Origin of the sequence: Vibrio superstes (assembly GCF_003569005.1) — a bacterium.
GTDB classification, from domain to species: Bacteria; Pseudomonadota; Gammaproteobacteria; order Enterobacterales; family Vibrionaceae; genus Vibrio; species Vibrio superstes.
This window is the reverse complement of sequence record NZ_BCUR01000001.1, coordinates 686,141-687,075: the sequence shown is the minus strand read 5'-3', so window position 1 is coordinate 687,075 and position 935 is coordinate 686,141. Positions and strand designations below refer to the sequence as shown.

Here is a 935-nt window from a genome sequence, read left to right as displayed (position 1 = left end):
CACAACAGCATCGGTTCCTGCAGAGCAAGGCACGGTAGAAATCGTTGACGGTAAGTTGGTGTTCACGCCAGCCAAAGACTTCAACGGCGAAGCCACGATTTCTTACACCATCACCGATGGTAATGAAGAGTATTCAAGTGCTGAAGTCGCAGTCACAGTTACGCCACAGAATGATGGCCCTGTTGCAGTGGATGACGTTGCGAGCACTAATGAAGACAGCCCAATCACAATTGATGTGCTGAACAATGACTCAGACATCGACAGTGATGATCTGACTATCACAGCAGCCTCGGTTCCTGCAGAGCAAGGAACAGTAGAAATCGTTGATGGTAAGTTGGTATTCACCCCAGCCAAAGATTTCAACGGTGAAGCCTCGATTTCTTACACCATCACCGATGGCAATGAAGAGTATTCAAGTGCTGAAGTCGCAGTCACAGTTACGCCACAGAATGATGGCCCTGTTGCAGTGGATGACGTTGCGAGCACTAATGAAGAAAGCCCTATCACGATTGATGTGCTGAACAATGACTCAGACATCGACGGTGATGATCTGACTATCACAGCAGCATCGGTTCCTGCAGAGCAAGGAACAGTAGAAATCGTTGACGGTAAGTTGGTGTTCACTCCAGCCAAAGACTTCAATGGTGAAGCGACCATTAGCTACACCATCACCGATGGCAACGAAGAGTATTCAAGTGCTGAAGTAGCGGTGACAGTTGCGCCACAGAATGATGGCCCTGTTGCGGTAGAAGATGCAGTATCAATGGATGAAGACTCACCAATCACTATCGATGTCCTAGCGAATGACTCAGACATCGACGGTGACTCTCTAACCATCACTGAAGCAACAGTACCTGCTGAACAAGGAACAGTAGAAATCGTTGACGGTAAGTTGGTATTCACCCCAGCCAAAGACTTCAACGGCGAAGCCACGA

At 48.3% G+C, this 935-nt stretch carries 1 protein-coding gene; it reads left to right on the top strand.

The features are described from left to right. Nucleotides 1-935: Ig-like domain-containing protein (locus tag D5I41_RS02865; protein ID WP_119008409.1), on the top strand; the 935-nt coding region annotated here is incomplete at both ends.